Annotated in this window: 16 protein-coding genes; 7 read left to right on the forward strand and 9 right to left on the reverse strand. The window is 65.7% G+C overall.

The features are described from left to right. Positions 1-89: 89 nt before the first annotated feature. Positions 90-2,774, forward strand: coding sequence for a cystathionine beta-lyase (gene metC, locus KSS93_RS15690; RefSeq protein WP_217884903.1), 2,685 nt, complete (start codon positions 90-92; stop codon positions 2,772-2,774). Positions 2,775-2,826: 52 nt separating this feature from the next. Here metC and KSS93_RS15695 read toward each other — a convergent pair whose 3' ends face one another. After that, positions 2,827-3,648, reverse strand: coding sequence for an amino acid ABC transporter permease (locus KSS93_RS15695; RefSeq protein WP_217884904.1), 822 nt, complete (start codon positions 3,646-3,648; stop codon positions 2,827-2,829). Continuing rightward, the gene (locus tag KSS93_RS15700) at positions 3,645-4,466 is read right to left on the reverse strand and encodes an ABC transporter substrate-binding protein (RefSeq protein WP_217884905.1); all 822 of its coding nucleotides are present in this window, start codon (positions 4,464-4,466) and stop codon (positions 3,645-3,647) included. Before KSS93_RS15700 ends, KSS93_RS15695 begins: the two co-directional genes overlap by 4 nt. 118 nt (positions 4,467-4,584) lie before the next feature. Between KSS93_RS15700 and KSS93_RS15705 the strand changes: the two genes are divergently transcribed. The 6 genes from KSS93_RS15705 to KSS93_RS15730 all read left to right on the forward strand — a co-directional run bounded on the left by KSS93_RS15705 (position 4,585) and on the right by KSS93_RS15730 (position 12,526). Continuing rightward, positions 4,585-5,469, forward strand: a complete 885-nt coding sequence (locus KSS93_RS15705; RefSeq protein ID WP_217888749.1) for a homocysteine S-methyltransferase family protein — start codon at positions 4,585-4,587, stop codon at positions 5,467-5,469. Between the two features lie 539 nt (positions 5,470-6,008). Then, on the forward strand, positions 6,009-7,796 hold the full coding sequence (locus KSS93_RS15710; RefSeq protein WP_217884906.1) for a hypothetical protein: 1,788 nt from the start codon (positions 6,009-6,011) through the stop codon (positions 7,794-7,796). A gap of 213 nt (positions 7,797-8,009) precedes the next feature. Beyond that, positions 8,010-8,501, forward strand: a complete 492-nt coding sequence (locus KSS93_RS15715) for a GNAT family N-acetyltransferase (protein ID WP_217884907.1) — start codon at positions 8,010-8,012, stop codon at positions 8,499-8,501. A gap of 253 nt (positions 8,502-8,754) precedes the next feature. Then, positions 8,755-10,107, forward strand: coding sequence for an MFS transporter (locus KSS93_RS15720; RefSeq protein ID WP_217884908.1), 1,353 nt, complete (start codon positions 8,755-8,757; stop codon positions 10,105-10,107). 27 nt (positions 10,108-10,134) lie between these two features. Then, entirely contained in the window at positions 10,135-11,124 is a 990-nt protein-coding gene (locus KSS93_RS15725) for a LysR family transcriptional regulator (RefSeq protein WP_217884909.1), read from the forward strand. After that, positions 11,111-12,526 carry an aspartate ammonia-lyase gene (locus tag KSS93_RS15730; protein WP_217884910.1) on the forward strand — a complete coding sequence of 472 codons (1,416 nt, stop codon included), beginning with the start codon at positions 11,111-11,113 and terminating at the stop codon, positions 12,524-12,526. Before KSS93_RS15725 ends, KSS93_RS15730 begins: the two co-directional genes overlap by 14 nt. A gap of 163 nt (positions 12,527-12,689) precedes the next feature. Here the strand turns inward: KSS93_RS15730 and KSS93_RS15735 are convergent, their stop codons facing one another. From KSS93_RS15735 to KSS93_RS15765, 7 genes are all read right to left on the reverse strand, one after another. After that, entirely contained in the window at positions 12,690-13,916 is a 1,227-nt protein-coding gene (locus tag KSS93_RS15735; RefSeq protein WP_217884911.1) for an MFS transporter, read from the reverse strand. Between the two features lie 490 nt (positions 13,917-14,406). Then, the gene (gene nhaA, locus KSS93_RS15740) at positions 14,407-15,765 is read right to left on the reverse strand and encodes a Na+/H+ antiporter NhaA (RefSeq protein ID WP_217884912.1); all 1,359 of its coding nucleotides are present in this window, start codon (positions 15,763-15,765) and stop codon (positions 14,407-14,409) included. Positions 15,766-15,901: 136 nt separating this feature from the next. Continuing rightward, on the reverse strand, positions 15,902-16,624 hold the full coding sequence (locus KSS93_RS15745) for a proteasome-type protease (RefSeq protein WP_217884913.1): 723 nt from the start codon (positions 16,622-16,624) through the stop codon (positions 15,902-15,904). A 65-nt stretch (positions 16,625-16,689) separates the two neighbouring features. Continuing rightward, the gene (locus KSS93_RS15750; protein WP_217884914.1) at positions 16,690-17,469 is read right to left on the reverse strand and encodes a transglutaminase family protein; all 780 of its coding nucleotides are present in this window, start codon (positions 17,467-17,469) and stop codon (positions 16,690-16,692) included. After that, positions 17,466-18,416, reverse strand: coding sequence for an alpha-E domain-containing protein (locus KSS93_RS15755; RefSeq protein ID WP_217884915.1), 951 nt, complete (start codon positions 18,414-18,416; stop codon positions 17,466-17,468). The genes KSS93_RS15750 and KSS93_RS15755 overlap by 4 nt, the downstream gene beginning before the upstream one ends. A 4-nt stretch (positions 18,417-18,420) precedes the next feature. Continuing rightward, positions 18,421-19,830 (reverse strand): circularly permuted type 2 ATP-grasp protein, encoded by a 1,410-nt coding sequence (locus KSS93_RS15760; protein WP_217884916.1) that lies wholly within the window; start codon positions 19,828-19,830, stop codon positions 18,421-18,423. Between the two features lie 668 nt (positions 19,831-20,498). Continuing rightward, the gene (locus tag KSS93_RS15765; RefSeq protein ID WP_217884917.1) at positions 20,499-21,593 is read right to left on the reverse strand and encodes an SMP-30/gluconolactonase/LRE family protein; all 1,095 of its coding nucleotides are present in this window, start codon (positions 21,591-21,593) and stop codon (positions 20,499-20,501) included. Positions 21,594-21,740 lie beyond the last annotated feature (147 nt).

The raw sequence follows: 21,740 nt of genomic DNA on the forward strand, positions 1-21,740 counted from the left end.
TGCCCCAAGTGGGAGCGGGCTTGCCCGCGAAGGGGGCGGCACAGGCAAAGCCTCTTCTCAACCCAGACAACGACCACGGACTGCGTCCCATGATCCCTAGCATCACCAGTGCACAGCTGCACACCTGGCTGTTCGACGGCCAGGAAATCGCCCTGTTTGACCTGCGCGAGCATGGCCAATACGGCGAGGCCCATTTGTTCTATGCCGTCAACCTGCCGTACAGCCGCCTGGAAATCGAAGCGCCGCGCCTGGCGCCGAACCCGGCAGTGCGGGTGGTGGTATATGACCAGAGCGGCGGCGAGCTGGCCCAGCGCGGTGCCCGGCGCCTGCAAGCCCTGGGCTACAGCGCCGTGCACTGGCTGCAGGGCGGCAGCCTGGGTTGGCAGGCTGCAGGGTTCGAGCTGTTCGCCGGTGTGCACCTGCCGTCCAAGGCCTTTGGCGAGCTGGTCGAGCACGCCTGCCACACCCCGCGCATCACCGCGCTGCAGCTGGCCGACTGGCAGCGCCAGGGCAAGCCGCTGGTGCTGCTGGACGGCCGGCCGCTGGATGAGTTCGCCAAGATGAACATCCCCGGCGCCAGTTGCTGCCCCAACGGCGAGCTGGGCTACCGCCTGGAAGAGCTGGTCGACGACCCGTATACCCCGGTTGTGATCAACTGCGCCGGGCGCACCCGCAGCATCATCGGTGCCCAGACGCTGATCAATCTGGGCATCGACAACCCGGTGTACGCCCTGGAAAACGGCACCCAAGGCTGGTACTTGGCAGACCTGCCCCTGGAGCACGGCGGCCAGCGCGGCTACCCGGCGCACAGCGGCAAGGCCTTGCAGCGCCAGCAGGCGCGGGCCACGGCGCTGGCTCGCAAGGCAGGCGTGCAGTGGGTGTCGGCGGCGCAGGTGCAAGCCTGGCAACAGGGCGCCCAGCGCTCGCTGTTCGTGTGTGATGTGCGTACCCCCGAGGAGTTCGCCGCCGGCAGCTTGCCCGGCGCCCAGCATTGCCCCGGTGGCCAGCTGGTCCAGGGCACCGACCTGTACATCGGCGTGCGCAAGGCGCGGGTGGTGCTGTTCGACGACGACGGCGTGCGCGCCCCGGTGACCGCCAGTTGGTTGCGCCAGATGGGGCATGAGGTGTACGTGCTTGAAGGCGGCCTGGGCAGCGGCCTGGCGTTGCCTGCCAGGCCTTCGCTGGCGCTGAGCCTGGCCGAGGCCAATGCCAGTGAACTGGAGGGGGCCTTGCTGTTGGACCTGCGCCCGAGCAGCGCCTACCGAAAACGCCACCTGCGCGGCGCGCAATGGGCCATTCGCCCGCATCTGGCCGAGCAGGTAAGTGGCCAGAGCCGGCGCCTGGTATTCATCGCCGATGACCCGCAGGTGGCGCAGCTGGCTGCCAGCGAACTGCCTGAGGCCCAGCGCCAGGCCGCGCGGTTGTTCCCCCAGGCGCTGCAGGGCGAGTGGCCGCAGGCCGAGGGCGACACTTCGCTGGCCGACGCCGAGTGCATCGACTTCCTGTTTTTCGTGCACGACCGCCACGCCGGCAACAAGGCAGCGGCACGCCAGTACCTGGCCTGGGAGACCGGCCTGATTGCGCAGATGAGCGCCGAGGAACGCGCAAGCTTCTCGCCGCTGACCCAGGCCGACCCGGTCGCCACCCGCCTGGTGCATGCCGGGCGTGGTGAGCCGGGGCAGGGCGCCCAGGCCGTCAACCCGCCGGTCAGCCGCCTGAGCACGGTACTGTTCGACAGCGTCGCCGAACTGCGCGCGGCCCGTGGCAAGCGCGACCAGCAGCGGGTGCTGAGCTACGGTGCCCGCGGCAACCCCACTGCCTTTGCCCTGGAAGACCTGGTCAGCGAGCTGGAGGGCGGCTACCGCAGCAAGTTGTTCGCCACCGGCCTGCAGGCCATTACCCAGACGTTCCTGGCCTACCTGCGCCCGGGCGACCACCTGCTGGTCAGCGATGGCGTCTACGGCCCGGTGCGGCGCCTTGCGCGGGAGCTGCTGCAGCCGTTCGGTGTGCAGGTGGAATACTTCGCCGCCGATGGCCAGGGGCTGGAAGCGGCGCTGCAGGCGAACACCCGCATGGTCTACAGCGAAAGCCCGAGTTCCTTGCTGTACGAGCTCAACGACCTGCCAGCCATGGCGGCGCTGTGCAAGCCGCGGGGCATTTTGCTGGCGGTGGACAATACCTGGGGGTCGGGCTACCTGTACCAGCCGCTGGCCCTGGGCGCGGATATTTCGGTCATGGCCTTGACCAAATACCTGGGCGGGCACAGCGACGTGATGATGGGTAGCGTGTGCACCACGCCTGAAGCCTTCGCCGCGCTGTCGCGCAGCAGTGACACCTGTGGTTGCACGGTCAGCCCGGATGATGCCTGGCTTGTGCTGCGCGGCGCCCGCAGCCTGGCCAGCCGCATGGCCGTGCACGAGCGTCAGGCGCTGGAAATCGCTACCTGGTTGCAGGGGCACCCCGGCGTGGCGCGGGTTTATCACCCAGCCTTGGCGCAGCACCCGGGGCATGGGCTGTGGCAGCGGGACTTCAAGGGCAGCAACGGGCTGGTCAGTTTCGAACTGGTCGACGCCGGCCGCTCGGAAGTGTTTGCCGACAGCCTGCGGCTGTTTGGCATCGGCGCTTCGTGGGGGGGCTATGAAAGCCTGGTGATGCTGGCCGAGCTGGGCGACCGGCAGTTCGCCAGCCCGGCGCGGGGGCCGGTGATTCGCCTGCATGTGGGGCTGGAAGAGGTCGGTTCGCTGCGCCGTGACCTGGAGCAGGCGCTGGGCTGACGGCAAGCCTGTGGGAGCCGGCCTGCCGGCTCCTGCAAGGGGCTAAAGCAAATCAGCGCTGGTAAGCCTTGCCAAAGTGCCGCTCCAGCCGCGCCTGCACCAGCTCCAGCAGAATCGACAGCAGCCAGTAGATCACCGCTGCCGTGGTCAGCATCTCCAGGTAGCGATAGCTGGAGCGCCCATAGGACTGGGCGAGGAACATCACTTCCCACACCCCCATCACCGAAATCAGCGACGAGTCCTTGAGCATCGAGATGAACTGGTTGGCGGTGGGCGGAATGATCACCCGCATGGCCTGGGGCAGCACGATGTGGCTGAAAATCTGCCGGGTGCGCATGCCCAGTGCCAGGGCCGCCTCACGCTGGCCCCGGGCGACGCCGAGGATGCCGGCTCGGAAGATCTCGCTCAGGTAGGCCCCGTAGTTGAGCGACAGGGCGATGATGCCGGCGCTGATGGCGCCCGGTACCAGGCCCAGCTGCGGCAAGCCCAGGTAGATCAGCAGTATCTGGATCAGCAGCGGCGTACCGCGAAAGAACGAGGTATAGAAGCTGGCAATACCCACCAGCACCGCACTGTTCGAGAGCCGCGCCAGGGCCGCGGCAAAGCCGAACAGCACCGACACCAGCATCGAGCACAGGCACAGGAACAGGGTCAGCGCCGCACCCTGCAAAAAGCCGTTGGGCCCAAGCTTGAACCCTGCCAGGTTGGGGAATTTTTCCAGAATGATCGCGAACTTCAAATCGAAGCTCAGGAAAAACGCCACGAACAGCGCGAACAGCGCCAGCCAGGTCAGGTACAGGCGCGTGCGAAAGCCGAACAGGCGTATGCCGGTGGCCTTGGCCACGGGCTTGGGGGCAGGTTGCAGGGCACTCATTTGCTGATATCGGCGCCGATCCACTTCTGCGAAAGCCGGGCCAGGGTGCCGTCGGCTTTCAGTTCGGCGAACACCTGGCGCACCTTGGCGTCCCACTCGGGGTCGCCTTTTTCGATGGCCACCGAGTTGGGCTCTTCATACAACGGCGCGCCGGCCAGTTTGAAGCGCTTGTCCTGGGCCAGGCGCGGCTGCGCGGTCACCAGGTTGGTGAGGATGGCGTCCAGGCGCACGCCGGCGCCCAGGCCCAGGTCCTGGAAGGCCACGTTGTCGGTGTCGTAGGGGGCGATCTGGACGAAGTCGAAGGGGTAGTCGATATGCTTGTCTTCGTCGCCTTCGATCACCAGGTTCTTGTTCAGGTAGCTCTCGTAGCTGGAGGCGCTGGTCAGGCCCACCTTGCGGCCGTCCAGGTCCTTGGCGCTGTGGATGCGCTCATCCTTGGCGTTGACCACGATCACTGCAGGCGAGGCGTAGTACTCCACGGGGAAGTCGAACACTTCGGCGCGGGCCTTGCTCGGGGTCATCGAGCAGATGCAGATGTCGTAACGCCCGCTCCAGCGGCCGGCGGCGATCACGTCCCAGGACGGGGTTTCCAGGCGCAGCTTGACGCCCAGCTTGTCGGCCACCGCCTTGGCCACGTCCACATCGAAACCGTCCAGCTGGTTCTGCTCGTTGAGGAACGAGAACGGCGGGTAGCTCTCCATCAGCACGTTGACCAGCTCTTTGCGTGACTCGACCCGGTCCAGGGTGGTACCGGCCAGGGCGTGGGAAGCGACGGTGAGCAGCACGAGACCCGCGCCGAGCAAAGAGGGTAAACGCATGAAGTTACCTGAACAGTTGGCTAAAAAAGAATTTCGCTATTTAATAGTTATAAATATTTTCATCATAATGAATTTTATTCATAAGAACCTTCCTGGAAGTTATATGAAACAGCGAGCGATGGTGGTGCTGGACGGTGGCATGGGGCGTGAGTTGCAGCGCAGTGGCGCGCCGTTTCGCCAGCCCGAGTGGTCGGCGCTGGCCTTGACCGAGGCGCCCGAGGCGGTGGTGGGGGTGCATGCAGCGTTCATCGCCGCCGGTGCCCAGGTGATTACCAGCAACAGCTATGCGGTGGTGCCGTTCCATATCGGCGAAGCGCGCTTTGCCGAAGAAGGCCAGCAACTGGCCGAGGTGGCCGGGCAACTGGCGCGCCGCGCTGCCGATGCCAGCGCGCAGCCGGTGCAAGTGGCCGGTTCGCTGCCGCCGCTGTTCGGCTCCTACCGCCCTGACCTGTTCCAGCCCGAGCGGGTCGCCGAAGTGCTGACGCCGCTGCTGCAAGGCCTGGCGCCGCATGTCGACCTGTGGTTGGCCGAAACGCAAAGCTCGATTGCCGAAGTACGCGCGATCCACGCCCACTTGCCTGGGGACGGCAAGCCGTTCTGGGTGTCGTTCACCCTGCAGGATGAAGACGTCGACCAGACCCCGCGCTTGCGCTCGGGCGAGCCGGTGGCCGAAGCCATCGCTGCTGTGGCCGGGCTGGAGGTGGCAGCGGTGCTGTTCAATTGCAGCCAGCCCGAGGTGATCGGGGCGGCAGTGGATGTGGCGCGTGGGGTGATCGAGGCGCAGGGTGCCGATATCGCCATCGGTGCCTACGCCAATGCGTTCCCGCCGCAACCGAAGGAAGCCACCGCCAACGATGGCCTGGACGAGTTGCGCGAAGACCTCGACCCGCCGGGCTACCTGGCCTGGGCCCAGGACTGGCGCCAGCGCGGTGCAAGCCTGGTCGGCGGCTGCTGCGGCATCGGCCCGGAGCACATTGCCGAGCTCAAGCGCAAGCTTGGGTAAGTGCCTGCCGGCCAGCATTTGCACTGGCTGCAACGGCCTCATCGCGGGCAAGCCCGCTCCCACAGGTGCGGCGCCGGTTCCGGGCTTTGTGTAGGAGCCGGCGCAGCCGGCCAGGTTTGCGCGGGCTGTGCTGGCCTTATCGCGGGCAAGCCCGCATCTACAGGGACGGCGCCGGTTGCGGGTTTTGTGTAGCCGGCTTGCCGGCGATAAGGCCGGCCCAGCCAGCACAAGGCAGTTGCCCCCACGTAGGCCTGCGCCTCGGCGATGCTGGTGAACGAAACCGCATGGCCATCCATGATGACCTTGCAACCGGCGCCTTGCTCGTCTTGCTGGATATCGGCCTTTATCGTGCCTGTTCCCAGGTGTTGTTATCGGTGCGCGCAGGCTAGCGTGCCGCGCACCTTTGTAAAATGCACAAAACCGCTCTGTTTCGGTGCTTTCATGCGCCATGAATGCCTGCGGGTTCGTCAATCGTCGCCGGCAATGGCAAGATGGCGCCCGTTTTGACTTGTAGACGGACGCTCAGCCAAGGATTGCACATGCCAGGTAACCGCGGTTTCACCGCCAACGACATCGCCAACGCCATGAAAGCCAAGGCACAGGAGGCTTTCGGCGAAAGCTTCAGCTCACCCTTTAGCGTCGATGCGATCGAGCAGCATCGCGCCGAGGTCAGCTTTACCGTCAGCGTTGACTATTCGTTCGACTACCAGAGCCGCGCCGTCAGCAAGGCCACCGGGCCCTTGTACGACAGGGCGCATATCCGCACCGTGCTCGACCAGCGCCAGGGGCAGCTGCTGCAAGCCCCGGGTTACCTGCGCGAGCACACCCAGAATTACCTGCGCGAGCATGTGGGTGGCTACCGTGAACCTGGGAAATTCCGGGTGCTCAGCGACCGCCAGGTTTACTGCAGCGTGGAAGACTGCCAGGGCTGCCAGGCCCAGGGCCGCGTCAAGTGCAACCGTTGCCATGGCAGCGGGCACAACACCTGCCATATGTGCCACACCAGTGGGCGGGTGACCTGTGACGGTTGCGGCGGCATGCGCAGGCACCCCTACGGTTGCTCGCGGTGTGGCAATGCGGGCAAGGTGATCTGCCACACCTGCCATGGCGGTGGCAGGCTGGTGTGCCACGCGTGCCGTAACGGCCAGGTCACCTGCCAGTCGTGCAACGGCGCCTGCCAGTTGATCTACGAATATCGCCTGCAAGCCTGGGCCGGCACCGCCGTACACTACACCTGGGGGGCGGCCAGCGCAGGCTGGATGCTGCCGGCGATGAACGAGGCCATGCACACCCCGGAGCGCCACAGCGTGTTCAGCGTGGACCACATCGAGCTGCACAGCGACGACCCGAACGTATTCGTCGCCAGCGGCCACGTGGACGCCGCCCAGGCCGCGGTGAGCTACCAACAGGCCAGCGGCACCTGCCGCTTCATCGGCGCGCAGCTGCAGGCGGTATTTCTCGATGGCGTGCTCAGCGGCGGCTTCAAAAAGGCGGTCGAAGGGGTCAAGGACCACCAGAACATCCATCAGGTCAACCAGGCCTCCAGCAGCAAGATCGCCCGCCAGTTGATCAGCGAGATGAACCAGCAGTCGGACGTTGCCCATACCACGCCGGTGCGCAAGGGCATCATCAGCGCGGCCGATGCCCAGGCCTTCTTGCAGTCACGCCACCACACGCTGCAGTACATCCTCGCCACGCGCCACCAGTTCCGCTGGGGTGCGGTGTTCGCTTTCGCCTGCTCTCTGACCGGCATGCTCACGGTGCTCTACGGCCTGATGAGCCTGTTCAGCGCGCAGATCCCCAATGCCATGGATGGCAACAAAGGCTACCTCGGCCTGTTCGCCCTGGCGCACAACCCAGGCTCGGTGCTGGCGGCCTTCACCCAGCCGCTGGCCAATCTGCTGGACAGCACTTTTGCCAAGGGCAATTACTGGCAGTTGCTGTGTTGGCTGTTGAGCGCACTGCTGTTCAACCGCTGCTTCTTGCCGCGCCTTGCGCCCAGGCTGTGGGGCTGGGCCGAGGGCAACCTGCTGCGCGGTGTGCTGCTGAGCGTGCCGGGCATCGTGCTGTTGGGCCTGGTAATGGCCATGCACCCCTCGGGGCATGTGCTGATGCAGCTCAGCGAGTTTTTCCCGAATTCGCAGATCAGCGGCGGCCTGGGGCGCATGTGGCAGTGGGGGCTGACCTATGTGCCGCAGATCTTCGTGCTGGCCATGGCGATTGCGCTGGTGCGCTACAAGGCTGCCGGGGTGCACTGGGGGCAGCGCATGTTGCGCTTGTTGCTGCAGACGCGGGATGTGTCGGGGTATCAGTCGCGGCTGCGCTGAGGTTGGTGTGGGCTTCGTTGCTGGCAGGTCGGCAATTTTGTTGAACCTGCACGCCACCGCATGGCAGTGCTCTTCGGGACTTCACAGCACCTGCGGCGTGACAGCCCCCAAGCGGCAAGGGGCCGCTTTGCTCCTACAGATTTGAGCTCTGCAGGCCTGTGCCGGGTGCTTTACCATGACGGGGTTATCGACACTGCCTTCCGGAGCCTTGCAATGAGCCACACCGCCTTCCGTCAACCTGTCATCCAGGATGCCGAGCGCTGCTACGAAATCGAAATCGGTGCCTATGAAGGCGACGAGGCCGCAACGCTTGAAAAGATCCGCACCCGCATCAGCCAGTACCCGCAAGGTTTTCTGCTGCTGGAAGACCAGGCTGGCATCGTCGGGTTCATCAACAGTGGCTGTGCCCATGACGTGGTGATGTCCGACGAGGCGTTCAAGGAACTGGTCGGCCATGACCCGGCAGCGCCCAACGTGGTGATCATGTCGGTGGTGGTGGACCCGGCGCAGCAGGGCAAGGGCCACGCCCGGCGGCTGATGGACGAATTCATCGCGCGTATGCAAGCCCAGGGCAAGCGCACCATCCACCTGATGTGCAAGGAGCAGCACGTGGAGCTGTACCGCAAGATGGGCTACCAGTACGTGCGGCCATCGCCCTCGGACCACGGCGGCATGGCCTGGCATGAAATGGTCATGGCGCTCTGAGCCTGTGCTGACGCCATCGCGGCCACCGCGATGGCGTCCTGGTTTTCACACCCCGCGAGTACCTCCCACCACCGGCTTTCAAGGCCGAAACCCGCCGACAAACAGCCCTTCCATCAGCCCCTCTGGCAGCTAGTATCAGCCATTCTGATACTGTCAATGCACATGCTGTTTTGCTGATTCTGCAGCCGTACACTCCCTCGCAACCGGCCACCCGAGCCGGCCCACAACTACAAAAATGCAAGTGGAGACACGAATGAGTAGTCCAGTTTCGTTCGAAGACCTCCCCCTGAGCCGCTTCCATGTCCGGACGGTGTTCAGCGGTACAGGCGGTCAATTCAGTGACGGATTCGTGCTAGGGATTATCGGCATCGCGGTCAGCATGGCGGCGGGGCCGTTGCAATTGAATGCGCTATGGATGGGCTTGCTCGGCGCGGCGTCGCTGGCCGGGCTGTTTCTCGGCAGCCTGTTCGCAGGGCCGTTGGCTGACAAGTTCGGCCGGCGCACCATCTTTGCCTGGGACATGCTGCTGTTTGCGGTGATCTCGGCGTCGCAGTTCTTCGTAACCTCACCTGAGCAATTGCTGGTTTTGCGCCTGCTATTGGGCCTTGTGCTGGGTTTTGACTATGTGGTGAGCAAGTCGCTAGTCACCGAGTTCGCCCCGAGGCGTTATCGCGGGCGCCTGCTCAGCGTGCTGGCAGCAGCTTGGGCTGCGGGTTACGTGGCAGCCTACCTGGTGGGCTTTGCCATCCGTGACATCGGCCCGGACGCCTGGCGCCTGATGCTGGCCCTGAGTGGCGTGCCGGCGTTGTTGATCCTGCCGCTGCGCCTGGGCGTGCCGGAGTCGCCGATCTGGCTGGCGGCCCGTGGCCGCACTGAAGAAGCGCTGGCCATCGTGCGTGACAAGTTCGGCCCCCATGTGACCTTGCCGGTGACGCCCGCCACCGTGCAAAAACGCGGTGGTTTCCGTGAGCTGATGAGCAAGCGCTGGCGGCGCAACACCTTGGTTGGCTGTGTGTTCTACACCTGCCAGGTGATCCCGTTCTTTGCACTGGGCACCTTCTCGCCACGGGTACTGGAAGCGCTGAACGTGCAGGACAAGTTCGTCGGCGGCCTGGTGTACAACGTGCTGCTGATGTTGGGCGCGCTGCTGGGCCTGCTGATCATCGACCGCATTTCGCGCCGCAGCTTCCTGGTCGGCACCTTTTACCTGAGCGCCGTGGGCCTGGCCGCCCTGGCCTGGGCTGGCTTCGGGCCGCTGGGCACCATCATCGCCTTCGGCTTCTTTGCCTGTGTGCTGGCAGCGGCGGTGAACCTTGAGTTCGTCTACCCCGGCGAGCTGTTCCCCACCCACCTTCGGGCCTCGGGCATCGGCATGGCGGTGGCTGCCAGCCGTTTCGGCTCGGCGTTTGCCACCTTCCTGCTGCCGATTGCCGTGCAGCACCTGGGCGTGCATACCGCCCTGGGCGTATGCGTCGGCGTGCTGGTGTTCGGCGGCGTGTTCTGCCACCTGTTCGCCCCGGAAACCAGCCAGGAGCAGCTTGGCGCCGTCAGCCCCGAGGCGCAGGCGCAGGCTGGCGCCGATGAGCGGCCGGCCAACGCCCACTGAACCTGAGCAAACAGGGAGAGCACGCCCATGCCCAACCACCGATTGATCGACATGCACGCGGTACAGGTGTTCATCGCCGTGGCCGAGGAGGGCAGCATGTCGGGTGCGGCCAACCGCATGGGCATCTCGCAGTCCGGGGTGTCGCAGCTGGTGCGCCAGCTGGAGGACGAACTGGGGGTGGTGCTGGTGGACCGCACCACCCGGCCGCTGACGCTGACGCCGTTCGGCCTGGCCCTGCGCAACCGCGGCGCGCTGCTCAGCGAGGAGTTGTTCAACCTCAAGGCCCAGGTGCTGGATGCCGGGCGCGGGGTCAAGCCCGACCTGCGCCTGGGCCTGGTGGACTCGTTCGCCGCCACCTGCGGCTCGGCGCTGACCCGGCAACTGCTGGGGCAGGTGGCGCAGCTGTCGGTGCGCACCGGCCTGAGCCCGCAGCAGGGCGAATCGCTGTTGCGCCGCGACCTGGACCTGATCGTTACCAGCGACCCGCTGGTGGATGCCAACGACATGATCCGCTACCGGCTGTTCACCGAGCGCTATTTGGTGATCACCCCCAAGGCCCTGGGCAAGACCTTGGCCAGCCTCGACGACATCCGCGCCCTGGCCAACGTGCTGCCGGTGGTGCGCTTCAACCGTACCTCGCAGGTGGGCCTGCAGATCGAGCGCCATTTGCGTGGCCTCAACGTGCGCGTGCCCAACCGCCTGGAGCTGGACAACGCCGATGCCCTGACCGCCATGGTCGCCGAGGGCATCGGCTGGGCGGTGACCAGCCCGATGTGTTTTCTCCAGGCCTTGCCCTGGGTCGACAACGTCACCGCCCACCTGGCCCCTGAGCTGAGCCTGGAACGCTCGCTGTACCTGGTGGCCCGGCGCAACGAATACAGCGCCTTCTTTGCAGATGCCTGCGAGTCGGCGCGTGCCGTCATCCTCGATTCCTTCCTGCCGCGCCTGAAGGCGCTGGGCAAGGGGGTCGAGGCTCTAGTGAATTTCGATGAGGGAAATACCCGTGAGTACTTTTGACCGTGTCGACGTGCGCGTCGAGCAAGACTACGTGGGCGATGTGCAGATCCCGGCTGGCAAGCTGTACGGGGTCAACAGCGTGCGCGGCTTCGACAACCTGAGCATCTCGCCGCTGAGCGTGGCCCATTACCCGGCGTTTCGCGATGCCTTCGCCCAGTGCAAGTGGGCCGCAGCGCTGGCCAACCTTGACTGCGGGGTGCTGCAGGGCGCCCAGGCCGAGGCCATTGCCCTGGCCTGCCAGTCGTTGATGGCGGGCGAATGCGATGACTCGTTGATTGTCGACCTGCTGGAAGGCTCCGGCGGCACCTCGACCAACATGAACTTCAATGAAGTGATCGCTAACCGCGCCCAGCAGTTGCTCGGCCATGCCGCTGGCAGCTACGCGGTGGTGCACCCCAACGACCATGTGAACATTTCGCAGTCGACCAACGACGTGTACCCGGCGGCGCTGAAAATCGCCACCCACGCCATGCTGGCCGGGCTGATCGAGCAGGTGCGCCTGCTGGCCGAGGTGTTCCAGGCCAAGGCAGTGCAGTTTGCCGATGTGCTGCACCTGGGCCGCACCTGCCTGCAGGATGCCCAGCCGATGCGCCTGGGGCAGCTGTTCTCGGGCTATGCCTCGCTGACCGTGCGCCTGGCCGACGAGCTGGTGGCGGTGCGCGACAAGCTGCGCACCTTGCCGCTGGGCGGTACCGCCATCGGCACCGGCTTCGGCGCCCCGGCCGCTTACCGAGCGGCGGTGTACCAGCACCTGGGCCGTATCACCCAGGTGGACTACCTGGCCCCGGCCAACCCGTTCGATGCCATGCAGAACATGGACGTGTTCGCCCGGGTTTCCGGTGAGCTGCGCGCCTGCTCGGCGTCGCTGGCCAAGATTGCCGCCGACCTGACCAAGCTGTCTTCAGGCCCGGTGGCGGGTTTGGGCGAGATCAAGCTGCCCGAGGCCCAGGCCGGCTCGTCGATCATGCCCGGCAAGGTCAACCCGGTGCTGCCGATGGCGATGATCCAGCTGAGTTTCGCGGTGATCGGCAACGATGTGGCGGTGGCCCAGGCAGTGCAGTACGGCGAGCTTGAGATCAATCACTTCGAGCCGGTGGTGGCCTCGCGGGTGTTCGACAGCATCACCTTGCTGACTCAGGGCATTCAGCGGTTCCGTGAGAAATGCGTGGCCGGCATCCAGGCGGATGAGGCGCGCAACCTGGCGCACCTGACCGACTCCATGGCCGTGGCCACTGCGCTGGTGCCGCGCCTGGGCTATGCCCAGGTGAGCAAGCTGGCGCGCCAGTCGGTGAACGAAGGCCGTTCGCTGCTGGCGATCATGGCCGAGTCGGGGGTGATGACCGAGGCCGAGGCGATGGCCGCGATCGAGAAGGCGTCCTACCCGGTGTTCGAGGGGCATTGAGCTTGCACGGCCCTTTTTACACGGCCCCTGTAGGAGCGGCCTCGTGCCGCGAAAGGGCTGCGTAGCAGCCCCAGGATTGCAGCGCTAATGCCGAAATCGCCGGGGCCGCTATGCGGCCCTTTCGCGGCACAAGGCCGCTCCTACAAGGGCCACGGTAAGGGGGCTATGCCGCACTCGCCGCCAGGCGATTGCTGACGCTGCGCCCCAGCACCAGCACGGTGACGAAGCCGCAACCTACCAGCGCCGTGGCCAGGCTCAGCAGCACGGCGCTGCCCATCTGGTCGACGATGCGCCCGCCGAAGAACGAGCCCAGGGCGATGATCACCTGGAACATCGCCACGAACAGTGGCATGCCGCGTTCCACGTCCTTGGGCGCCACCACGAACATCCAGATGCTGGCGCAAGCCGGGAAGGCGCCGAAGGCGAAGCCCCACAGGGCGATCAGCATCGCAGCGCCGGTCAGGTGGGTGGCGAAGTAAGGGAACAGCGCGGTGCTGATGGCAATCATCAGCGCCACCAGCAGCAAGGTGTAACGCACGCTCTGGTTGGCGGCAAAGCCCGCGAACACGTTACCCAGCACCCCGGCCACCCCGTACAGCAGCAACAGCGAGCCGATGGTCGGGCCATCGAAGCCGGCGCTTTGCTTGAAGAACGGCGCCACATAGGTGTAAGCGGCAAAGTGCGCAAGGCCGATCAGCAGCACGGCAACCAGGCCGACCCGCGCCTGCGGGTTGATGAACAGCGCCGGCAGGTCGCTGATGCGAATGGCCTTGTCCGGGTTCAGTCTTGGCAGCAACAGCACTTGCGCCAGCAACACCGGCACGCCCAGCAGGGCGGTGACCAAAAAGGTCATGCGCCAGCCCATCAGGCCGCTCAGCCAGGTGCCGACCGGCACACCAAGCACTGTGGCCAGGGTCACGCCGACCATGATGATCGAAGTGGCCTGGGCCACGCCCACGCCCTTGGGCGCCAGCCGGCCACTCAAGGCGATGGCGGTGGCCCAGAAGCCGCCGATGCTCACCCCTAGCAGCACGCGGCCGAACAGCAGCAGGCCGAAGTCGGTGGCGTAGGCCACCACGGCGTTGGCGGCGATCATGATCAGGGTCAGGCCGATCAGCAGGTAGCGCCGGTCCATTGCACCGATGCCCACCGACAGCAACGGCGCGGCGAGGGCGGCCATGATGCCGGGCAGGGTGACCATCAGCCCGGCGTGGCCGGCGCTGATGCCCAGGTCGCTGGCGACGTCATTGAGCACGCCCACCGGGAGGAATTCGCTGGTCACCAGGGCGAAGGCGCCCACCGCGACCGAGAGGATCGCCAACCATTGCTGGAGGACGCTTTGCTGGTTGTGTTCGGGGACGCCCTGGGCGGGCTGGTTGGGGTTTGGCATGGAGTGGGTTCCAAAGGGGATGGCGCCTGGGGCAGGCGAAGGGTAGGGGAAAATTGAAGGCGATTATAAAAGCGGGTCGGGCCGGCCCGATAAGCGAGCGGCTTGATAGTAATCATCAGTGGGATCGATGAAAGGCTGGTGGCAGAGCGGTTGTACGTTTGGAGCGCGGGAGCGGGGGCGTGGTGGGGGCTGTACCGGCCTCACCGCCGGCAAGCCGGCTCCTACAAGGTTGCGTTACCCCCGTAGGAGATCACCCAGCCCTTCGGGCTGCGCTGTCGCGCAGAGCACTGGGCACGAGCCCGCCGTGGACCCTGTGGGAGCGGGCTTGCCCGCGAACACCGGCGAAGCCGGTGCCATACACCGCGTCGCCTGTGTTCGCGGGCAAGCCCCCTCCTACATTTCCCTGCTAAATCAATGATTTATGTGTAGTTCTATGAGAGCCGGCTTGCCGGCGATGAGGCCAGTACGGTCAGTACAAGACCTTTGCTATTCAGCCCGCCTGGCGGTCGCTGCTGCCGATGCTCCCCCGGCGAATGCACCAGGCGCCCCAAGCCAGGCCAAGGCTGGCGGCAACCACCGAGGCGCACAGCACGCCGAGTTTGGCTGCGCCCAATGCTGCAGCGTCGGTGAAGGCCAGGTTGGCGATGAAGATCGACATGGTGAAGCCGATACCGGCCAGCAGCCCGATCAGCAGAATGCCGCGCCAGTTGACCCCGGCAGGCAGCGTGCACCAGCCCAGGCGCACCATCAGCCAGCTGACGCTGAAGATGCCCAGGGGCTTGCCCACCACCAGTGCCAGCATGACTGCGAGCATGACCCACTGCGGCGCGCCGCTGCCCAGATCGACCCCCGACAGGCTCACGCCGGCGTTGGCCAGGGCGAACAGCGGCATGATGCCAAAGGCTACCCACGGGTGCAGGGTGCCTTGCATGCGCACCACCGGTGGCAGCAGTTCACGCTGGGCCAGGCGCAGGCGCTTGAGCGGGTCGAGCAGCTCGCTGGCATCGCGATCGGCTTTGGCCCGGCCCAGCAGTTCGTCGGTGAAGCGGCCGATCGCCTCCAGTGGGCGCTCGCGCATGGGCATGGCGGTTACCGGGGTCATCAAGCCCAGCACCACGCCAGCCAGCGTCGGGTGGGCGCCGGTCATCAACACCCCAAGCCAGGTGATGGCGCCGGGGATGATGTAGGCGTAGGCCGAGCCGATACCGATTTTCTGCAGCCCGACCACCATCAGCAGGCCGATGGCGGCAACGCCGAAACCGCTGTAGTCCAGGCCGCCGGAATAGAAGAACGCGATGATCAGCACCGCGATGATGTCGTCGATGATCGCCAGGGCCAGCAGGAACACCCGCACGTTGGACGGGATCGACTTGCCCAGCAGGGCCAGCACGCCGACCGCGAAGGCGATGTCGGTGGCGGTGGGCACGGCCCAGCCGCGCTCTTCTGGCGGTGCGTGGTTGAAGATCAGGTAGACCAGCGCCGGCACTGCCACGCCACCGATGGCTGCGGCCATGGGCAGGGTGGCCTGGCGCAGGCTGGCCAGGGCGCCTTCATGAATTTCGCGGCGGATTTCCATGCCCACCACCAGGAAGAAGATGGTCATCAGGCCATCGTTGATCCAGAAGTGCAGGGATTGTGCATATACCAGCGAACCCACACCCAGGGTGATCGGGGTGTGCCACAGGGCTTCGTAGTGTTCGGCGGCCGAGGAGTTGGCCCAGATCAGTGCGGCGATGGCCGCGACCAGCAGCACGACACCGCTGACCGCCTCGATGTGCACGAAGCGCTCGAGGCTGGCGAAGGCGCGCTGGGCCAGCTGTTGGGCGCGAGGCAAGTGTGGTTTTTGCATAGGCGCAAGTACTCCCGCTAGGCGGCCCGACCTGCGCTGATATTTAACCTGCTTCACTGCACCTTGCAGCTAGCACCCGGCGGCGATTGTACAGAAACTGCCGGTACAGTTGTACCCCGGGTGGCTGCGGCGGCCTTCAGCAGTAGGGTGGCGCCGGCAGTTCGGCCAGCAGTATCTTCAAGCCGTCACTCCACTGCCGGCGGATCTGCTGGTAGTAGGCATCGTCCTGGTTGATGCGCTGGCGCGCCGGGGCTTCGAGGCTGTCCTTGCGGTACACCAGCAAATCCAGCGGCATGCCCACCGACAGGTTGCTGCGAATGGTCGAGTCGAACGAAATCAGCCCGCAGCGCAGCGCTTGGTCGAGGGGTGTGTGGTAGGCCAGGTTGCGGTCGAGGATCGGCCGGCCGTATTTGCTTTCGCCCAGTTGCAGGAACGGGGTGTCGGGGGTGGCCTGGAAGAAGTTGCCCTGTGCATAGACGTTGTAGATGCCCATGGGCTCGCCGGCCACCTGGCCGCCGACGATGAACGAGCAACTGAGGTCGATGCCGGCGGTGAGCTTGCTGCGATCGCGGGCGACCACCTCGCGCAGGGTGGCGGCGACCAGCACCGTGGCATCGTAGAGCGTGGCGACATTGAGCAGGTGCGGCCCGTCACCTTGAGTGCGCTGGCGCAGCAGGTTCACCACCGACTGCGAGGTGGCCAGGTTGCCGGCGGTCTGCAGCACCAGCAGGCGTTCGCCCGGCACGCTGAACACGAACAGCTTGGCGAAAGTGGAGATCTGGTCGATGCCGGCATTGGTGCGTGAGTCACTGATGAAGACAAGCCCGTCCGCCAGGTGCATGGCGACACAGTAGGTCATGCTGTTTCCCTTGTTTGCGTTGTGGAATGGCCCCGGCGCACGAGCGCGCCGGGGCAGGCTGGCGCTTACTGGCGATGCACGTGGACACTGGCCTGCATCGACTCGGTGCCGCCACCGCGGCGTACGCCCCGCACCGGGCAGGCGTCGAGGTAGTCCAGGCCGATGGCAAGCTTGAGGTGGCGCTCTGGCCGGGTCAGGCGGTTGGTGATGTCGAAGCTGTACCAGGCCTGGTCGACCCAGGCTTCGGCCCAGGCGTGGCTGGCCAGGTGCTGCTCGTCCTCGGTGCACAGGTAGCCGGATACATAACGTGCCGGCACCCCCAGGCTGCGGGCGCAGGCGAGAAACGCGTGGGTGTGGTCCTGGCATACGCCGGCCGCACCGCTGAACGCCTCGCTGGCGGTGGTGCCCACCGAGGTCGCCCCCGGGCTGTAGGGCATGTGCTCGGCCAGGCCTTGCATCAACCCGATCAGCGCTGCCCGGTCGCGGTGCTCGCCGCAGTGGCGGGCGGCAAAGGCGCGCAGCGCGTCATCGGCCTGGGTCAGCTGGCTGCTGCGCAGGAACGGCAGCGGTGACTGGCTTTCGGCTTCGTGCTCGCAGTCCGGGTCGATCTCTACCTGGCCGCTGGCGGTGAGCGCCAGGTGGCCGTGGGGTTTGTCCAGGGTCAGCACATGCAGGATGTTGCCGTAAGGGTCGATCTGCGCCTTGACCTTGCACGGCAGCTCCAGTTGCCAGGCATCGATGCGCTGGCGCTGGCTGCTGCGCGGGGTCAGGCGCAGGAACTGGATGCTGTTGCACACATCGCTTGCGTAGCTGTAGGTGGTGTCGTGGCGGATTGACAGTTTCATACGACCTCCAGGTAGGAGTGGTGCACGGCCTGGCCGAGCTGGTTGATGCGGCCGATGAAGTCGGTGAGCCACGGGTGCAGGCCGGCTTCGAGGATTTCGTCGATGGCGGTATAGCGCAGCCGGGCGTTGAGTTCGGCTGCCATGCGTTGGGCAGCGCGCCCGCTGCTGCCGGGCAGGCTGGCGAGTATCTGGTCGAGTTCCTCGATGCAGGCATGCAGCGAGCGCGGTACGTCGACCCGCAGCAGCAACAGTTCGGACACCGGGCGGGCACTGGGCGCGGCGCGGTAGATTTCGTTGAAGGCCTCGTAGGCGGTCAGTGCACGCAGCAGGGCGCTCCATTGGTAGTAGCCGCGGGCTGAGTCGTCGCTGACCTCTTCGGAGGCCTCGCCGAACATTTCGTAGCGTGCATCGAGCAGGCGCAAGGTGTTGTCGGCGCGTTCCAGGAAGGTACCCAGGCGAATGAAACTGTAGGCATCGTTACGCATGATGGTGCCGGAGGTGGCGCCGCGGAACAGGTGCGAGCGCTCCTTGACCCACTCGCAGAACTGGCTGATGCCGTAGCGGCCCAGGCCGTTGCCGGCGATGTTGCGCATCTCGATCCAGGTGGCGTTGATGTTCTCCCACATGTCGGCGGTGATCCGCCCGCGCACGGCGTGGGCGTTGGTCCTGGCCGCCTGCAGGCAGCAATAGATGCTGCTGGGGTTGCTGGCATCGAGGGCGAAGAAGTGCAGCATGCGCTCGCTGTCGAGCTCGGTGTGGCGCTGGCGGTAGTCGTCCAGGGTGCCGGAGGCCAGCAGCGCCATGGCCAGCTCGGCATGGCCTTCGCTGCGCCCGGCCTGGGGCATCAGCGACAGCGAGTAGCTGACCTCGAGCATGCGCGCGAGGTTCTCGGCGCGCTCCAGGTAGCGGGACATCCAGTACAGGTTGGAAGCAGTCGTCGAAAGCATGGGTTCAGTCCTCCACCACCCAGGTATCCTTGGTGCCGCCGCCCTGGGACGAGTTGACCACCAGCGAGCCTTCCTTCAGCGCCACGCGGGTCAGGCCGCCGGGCACCAGGCGGGTTTCGCTGCCAGACAGCACGAACGGGCGCAGGTCGATGTGACGCGGCGCGATGCCGTTGTCGACAAAGGTCGGGCAGGTCGACAGGCACAGGGTGGGCTGGGCGATGTAGGCGTGCGGGCGGGCCTTGATGCGTGCGCGAAAGTCTTCGATCTGGGCCTGGGTCGAGGCCGGCCCGACCAGCATGCCGTAACCGCCGGATCCCTGGGTTTCCTTGACCACCAGCTCAGGCAGGTGGGCCAGCACGTGGGACAGCTCGGCCGGCTTGCGGCACTGCCAGGTGGGCACGTTGTTGAGGATCGGCGCCTCGCCCAGGTAAAAGCGGATCATCTCGTCGACATAGGGGTAGATCGACTTGTCGTCGGCAACGCCGGTACCCACCGCGTTGGCCAGCACCACGTTGCCGGCGCGGTATACCGAGATCAGCCCGGGCACGCCAAGCATCGAGTCGGGGTTGAACGACAGCGGGTCGAGGTAGTCGTCGTCCAGCCGGCGGTAGATCACGTCCACCTGCTGCGGGCCGGCGGTGGTGCGCATGTACAGATGCTCGTCGCGCACGAACAGGTCGGCGCCCTCGACCAGCTCGATGCCCATTTCCCGGGCCAGGAAGGCGTGTTCGAAATAGGCACTGTTGAACCGCCCGGGGGTCAGCAGCACGGCGGTGGGGTTGTCCAGCGGGCTGGCGCTCTTGAGGGTGTCCAGCAGCAGGTTGGGGTAGTGGTCGATGGGCGCGATGCGCTGGGCGGCAAACAGCTCGGGGAACAGGCGCATCATCATCTTGCGGTCTTCGAGCATGTAGCTCACCCCGCTGGGGGTACGCAGGTTGTCCTCGAGCACGAAGTAGCTGCCGTCGCCGTCACGCACCAGGTCGACCCCGGCAATATGGGCGTACAGGTTGCGGTGCAGGTCCAGGCCCTGCATGGCGATCTGGTAGCCCTCGTTGGCCAGCACCTGTTCCGGCGGGATGATCCCGGCCTTGAGGATGCGCTGGTCGTGGTAGATGTCCTCAAGGAACAGGTTCAGTGCCTGCACCCGCTGGATGCAGCCGCGCTCGACCGTGCGCCATTCGCTGGCGCGGATGCTGCGCGGAATGATGTCGAAGGGAATCAGGCGTTCGGTGTCCTGCTGGTCGCCGTACAGGGTGAAGGTGATGCCGGCACGGTGGAACAACAGGTCGGCCTCGCGCCGACGCTGTTCCAGCAGCTCCAGCGGGGTGTTCGCCAGCCAGCGGGCGAACTCCTGGTAATGCGGGCGGCAACTTCCGTTGGCCTCGTACATCTCATTGAAAAAAGCCCGGGACATTCCCACTCCTTGCCACCGTTACCGGCAGCTTCATTGCGGTTCATCTGCGTTTTTCAGGGTGCGGCCTTGCTGGGGTCAGTGGGCGCTGGGTCTGGGGGCCTCGGTTGCAGTCGACTGGCGGTGGGGTGTGAAGGGAGCGTTGCAATGAAAGTGCCGGAAACGCCGTGCAGGCCGGCAATGCGGGGGAGAAGGCCGGCAAGCCGCGTGGGTGAGCGGTTGTTGCGCAGGCATTGCAGAGGGTGAAGGCTGGCGGGCGTGCATCAAAAAGGCGCGTTGTGCAGCGGGCGTCAGGTATTGAACCGAATTGGGGCATGGGGTGAGTTGCGCTGTACCTGCAGGAGATCACCCAGCCCTTCGGGCTGCGCTGTCGCGCAGAGAACTAGTCTCGCAGATGCACCGCGCCCCCCTGTGGGAAGCGGCCTTGTGTCGCGATGGGCTGCGCAGCAGCCCCGGCAATTTTGCATGAGGCCGAGGCCTTGGGGCCGCTTCGCGCCCCATCGAGACACAAGGCCGCTTCCCACAGAGACCGTGTTAAATCAATGAGTTGTAGTTTGTTCTATGAGAGCCGGTTTGCCGGCGATAGGGCCGGGCCTGCAAAGTGCATCGCCTGGCACCGGCCATGCCGGTGTTCGCGGGCAAGCCCGCTCCCACAGGGAGGGGGGACTATTTCAGCCCTGGGCTGCGCTCACCTTGGCGCCGCGGGTGTTGACGTACAGCGCATACACTGAGCGCGAGCTGGCCATGAACAGGCGGTTGCCCTTGGCGCCGCCGAAGCACAGGTTGGCGCAGCGCTCCGGCAGGTGGATATGGCCGATGGCCTGGCCTTGGGGGTTGAATACCCGTACGCCGTCCAGTTGCTCAGGGTTGGCTTCCTTCACCCCGGGGCTGCCCCAGCCGCACCACAGGTTGCCGTCTTCATCGCATTTCATGCCGTCCAGCGCGCCGTAGCCGGTGCCTTCGACATGCTTGCGGCGTTCGCCCAGGCTGCCATCGGCATTCACCGTGTAGGCCCAGACGATACGGTTAGGCTTGGCGCGTGCCTCGATCACGTACAGGGTCTTTTCGTCGGGGGAGAAGCACAGGCCGTTGGGGCCGGCGAAGTCCTTGATCACCTGGGTGACTTTCAAGCTTTTGCCATCGATGCGGTACACCGCATCGGGCAGTTCGGGCTTGAGCTTGTGGCCTTCGTAGTCGTTGCCCGTCTGGAAGGGCGGGTCGGTGAACCACACCGAGCCGTCGCTCTTGACCACCACATCGTTGGGCGAGTTGAAGCGCTTGCCGTCGAAGTTGTCGGCCAGCACGGTGATGCTGCCGTCGTGTTCGGTGCGGGTGACGCGGCGGCCCTCGCTGCTGGTGGTCGAGCCTTCGCAGACGATCAGCCGGCCCTGCAGGTCGCGGGCCAGGCCGTTGGAGTAGTTGGAGTTGTGGCGGTACACGCCCAGGCTGTCGCTGATCTCGTCCCAGCGCATGATGCGGTTGTTGGGCACGTCGCTGAACAGCAGGTAACGGCCGTCACCGACCCACAGCGGGCCTTCTGCCCAGTACAGGCCGGTGGCCAGGCGTTCGACGCCGGCGTTGAAGATGCGGTAGCGGGTGAAGCTGTCGTCGAGCACCTCGATCATCGGGTCGGGGTAACGCTGGCTGATCGGCTCGCCGGCCGTTGCCAGGCGCGGCAGGGCTGTGGCACTGGCAGCGGCGGCGGCAAGGGTGAGGGATTGCTTGAGGAAGTGGCGGCGGGCTGAAGCGGGGGAGTGCGGGTGCATTGGGGATCCTTGTTTTTGTTATGGGTTGCTGCCCCGGGCTTGGGAGGCCGGGGGTGGTTGCGCAACCAATATTCAGGATTCCGGGATGGTCGTCAAATGATGTCGTACAACTTGGGTGGTCGCGTCATGGCTGCCAGGTGTTCGCCG

The organism is Pseudomonas xanthosomatis (genome assembly GCF_019139835.1).
GTDB lineage: Bacteria > Pseudomonadota > Gammaproteobacteria > Pseudomonadales > Pseudomonadaceae > Aquipseudomonas > Aquipseudomonas fakonensis.